General features: G+C 51.4%; 5 protein-coding genes and 1 pseudogene. 1 reads left to right on the forward strand and 5 read right to left on the reverse strand.

Annotated features, from left to right (window positions below; translation table 11 throughout):
* The 3 genes and pseudogenes from P378_RS22295 to P378_RS16060 form a co-directional block, all read right to left on the reverse strand.
* Nucleotides 1-275, reverse strand: a pseudogene (locus P378_RS22295) (DNA polymerase III subunit delta); the annotation flags it as partial.
* Nucleotides 161-511, reverse strand: a complete 351-nt coding sequence (locus tag P378_RS16055) for a hypothetical protein (protein ID WP_238473337.1) — start codon at nucleotides 509-511, stop codon at nucleotides 161-163. The pseudogene P378_RS22295 and the gene P378_RS16055, both read right to left, overlap by 115 nt.
* Nucleotides 512-832 carry an MTH1187 family thiamine-binding protein gene (locus tag P378_RS16060; RefSeq protein WP_099083950.1) on the reverse strand — a complete coding sequence of 107 codons (321 nt, stop codon included), beginning with the start codon at nucleotides 830-832 and terminating at the stop codon, nucleotides 512-514. It abuts the gene before it with no gap.
* 129 nt (nucleotides 833-961) lie between these two features.
* Between P378_RS16060 and P378_RS16065 the strand changes: the two genes are divergently transcribed.
* A complete protein-coding gene (locus P378_RS16065; protein WP_099083951.1) occupies nucleotides 962-1,738 on the forward strand; it encodes a DUF1444 family protein in 777 nt (258 codons plus the stop codon).
* Between the two features lie 78 nt (nucleotides 1,739-1,816).
* Here P378_RS16065 and P378_RS22300 read toward each other — a convergent pair whose 3' ends face one another.
* Nucleotides 1,817-2,083 (reverse strand): ComEC/Rec2 family competence protein, encoded by a 267-nt coding sequence (locus P378_RS22300; protein WP_238472669.1) that lies wholly within the window; start codon nucleotides 2,081-2,083, stop codon nucleotides 1,817-1,819.
* Nucleotides 1,990-3,098 (reverse strand): ComEC/Rec2 family competence protein (locus P378_RS16070; protein WP_238473336.1); only part of this gene is annotated, 1,109 nt, incomplete at its 5' end. The genes P378_RS22300 and P378_RS16070, both read right to left, overlap by 94 nt.

Raw genomic sequence — 3,098 nt, forward strand, 5'->3', positions numbered from 1 at the left:
GCTTTTATCTTCTGGGCCAACCAGGAAACCATTTCCGCCGGTTTCAAGGCTTTAAATTCAATGGCTTGTCCCGCGGACCCAACGGCTTTAAAAAGTTTCTTTCGACGGTCCACAGCGTCCCCGGTCATGAACACCAGGCAGGTGCTGGGTGAAGGGTTGCTCAGGTAATCCAACAGGGGTGCTTCTTTTCCCCCTGTTTTATGATCCTCTTCTGCCCGCTCCCCGCCGTCCCTGGCTTTACCCTTTGCCGAAAACCAGGGGGTATTTTTGACAATAACCAGTCTCCGTTCCGCCATAAAGGCAGATTTTCAGCCAGGGACACCACAGTAAACGGTTCCGTTTCTTCACCGTCCACAACATCCAGGTTAAAATCCGCCGCCTGGGGAAGCAGCACTTCCTTGAATTTCTCAACGATCTTTTCTTTCAGGTATTCTTCTTCCCCGTAAAATAAGTAGACCGGGGACACCTGTCCCCTGGCCAGGCTGTTCATCAGTCCTTTGTAATATTCCATTTAGTCCGTGCCACCCGGTGTGATTAATTTTGTTTCTACCGAAGCAACCTTTCCTTGCATGGTGCCTTCCTTGTCTCTCCGGTCATCAATGCGGATGGTGGTGCTGACCCTTGTGGCCCCTGCCAAAAAAGGCTGCTCATGCATTTGGCGGACCAGTTCCATGAGCCTGGGCAGATCCCCTTCAAGAACTGTTCCCATGGGGGTCAATTGGTATTTAACATCCTCCGCCTGTTCCAAAACCCTCACACAGCCGGCCACAAAACTGCTTAAACTGGTGCTGCCGGTGCCCAGGGGAATGACCGTGACTTCCACCAACGCCATCTTAAAAACCACCTCTCTTGGAATTCTCTCGCATATATTTCTACTAAAGTTATTATATTACAGTAACATACAGTTCACAAACCGCTTCATTGCATGTACCTGTTAGGATAGGGGGTCTGAACAAGCTTGATGGACCGGCAAACCTTTCGCAAAACGGTTTCTGAATATATTTTGGATGCTGTACCCAAGTCTTTAATTTATAATTTAGATTATTTTGCCATTCGAATGAAAAAAGGAGAATACTGGATTGATTTATCCTTGGAAAATTTCTACAGGGGATACTGCCGGCAGCGTGCCCCTGTGCGGCCCAGATACATCGCAAAGGTCCTGGCGCCCTTTATTAAAGATCTCCGGCGGGAAAGAGGCATCAGTCATCTTGATGTAAAGGAGAACCTCCACAGGCTGTATCCCCTGCTGGTGGGACCCCAGGACGCCAAAGGAATTGTTACCGACCCTTTAATTGGTGAACTGTCTATGGCTTACGTCCTTGATGAAGGGATGAGAATCTTTTTCCTGGACCAGCAGACAGTGAAGCAGTTGGGTTTTAGTATGGAAAAAATATACCGGATTGCGCTGCGTAATTTCTTCCGCGACCTGGTAAAACCTCTGCAAGTTTTTGATGAAAGCAGGAAGATTTATGGCTTTAACTATGGTGATACCTATGACTCCAGCCGGTTACTTGCATTGCTTTTGACACCCGCAAAACAGGGATTGTCCCCCAAGCAACGGGTCCTGACCATGGTGCCAAACCGGGATGTGGTCATGCTTTTCTCCCCCGCTGACCAGGCTGTGCTAAGGCAGGCTTTTATGATTGGACACAGTAGTTTTATCAATAACCCCTATCCCATCAGTGGTTCGGTATATGAACTGCATAACGGGATCATAAAAGAATACCAGGGCTTATAAACCATAACTAGACAAACGCCCCCGCTCCGCCTTTGAAAGCTAAAACAAAGGAAATCTGCGTGGTTAGTATTTCCTTTTTTATTTACCGGTTTTAATCTTCCACTTGACACCCTCTGTGGTTAAAATCACCGCCCCCTGCCGGTCCGTCCGGTAGATTTTGCTGTTGAACTCCTGGAGGGCTTCCAAAGTCTTAGGGGAAGGGTGGCCGAAACGGTTGTTGGCCCCTGCGGAGATGACCGCAATCTCAGGGCTTACCCGGATGAAGAAGTCGGGATGAAAATACCCGCTGCCGTGGTGAGGTACTTTAAGAATTTCTGCTCCGGGGATTTGATCCCTTTGGAGCAAGTCCTCCTCTGCCTCTGTCTCAATGTCTCCGGTGAACAGCGCCGTTCGGCCTGGTAATTTAATAAAAGCACCAGACTGTTGTTATTGGCGTCCGACCGGGTGCCGGAGTAGGTTTCTGCCGGGGATAAAAATTTCATGGCTACCAGGGAATCAATCTTCAACCGGTCCCCGGACCTGGCTGCACGTAGCAGAATCCCCTGCTGTCGGATTTCATTCAATAAGACCTCGTACCCTTCATCCACCTGATCTTCCTCCTGCAATCCGTAGGGCGACACCACCACCATGTCCACCGGCATGGATTTGATCACCGCCCGGGCTCCACCGGCGTGGTCCGCATGCGGGTGGGTGATGATCAATACATCCAGGTGATTAATCCCCAGCCTGTGCAAGTAGGGCACCACCACCTGGTTTCCCGCTCCCCTGCCGGTGAGCAGCTCATCCCGCCAGCCACCGGCGTCCACCAGAACCGTGCCTTGATTGGGTGTAACGATGAGGGTACTGTCTCCCTGGCCCACATCGATAAAATGCAGCTCCAGCCTGTTATTGATTGGCCAGGCCAACCAGGCAACAGTCAGCAGGAGGAACACCAAACAGCCGAGGCCTATTCTATGGCTGCGCCCTTTTACAACGGCGTCCCCCAGGATGTGTTTTAACTTATCCTGCCACCGGGGGCGCCGCAGCAGTTCAAAAACACCCACCAGCAGGAGGTAATAAAGGAATACCAGCCACAGGGGTGGAGCCGGGATGTACCGTGCCGCCCCGGGGAGAGCGCTGCAGAACTGCACCAGCCAGAGGAACAGGTCCGTAAGCAGTCCTGTGCTAGCATTGATAAAGCCGGCCAGGGGGAGGAAGATTACTCCAACCGGCAGGGAAATCCCGCTAAACAGCATGATAAGGGCTACCAGGTAGGCGGTTAGCAAATTGGCCAGTACGGAAACCAGCGACACCAGGTTAAAATACAGCACCACCAGAGGCAGTGTGGCCAACTGGGCGGCCAGGGGCACAGCAATCAGCA

This window comes from Desulforamulus profundi (assembly GCF_002607855.1).

What these genes read in the sequence shown, in the direction of transcription:
- P378_RS16060 (WP_099083950.1), bottom strand. Translation starts at nt 832, where the DNA reads ATGGCGTTGGTGGAAGTCACGGTCATTCCCCTGGGCACCGGCAGCACC.
- P378_RS16065 (WP_099083951.1), top strand. Translation starts at nt 962, where the DNA reads ATGGACCGGCAAACCTTTCGCAAAACGGTTTCTGAATATATTTTGGAT.
- P378_RS16055 (WP_238473337.1), bottom strand. Translation starts at nt 511, where the DNA reads ATGGAATATTACAAAGGACTGATGAACAGCCTGGCCAGGGGACAGGTG.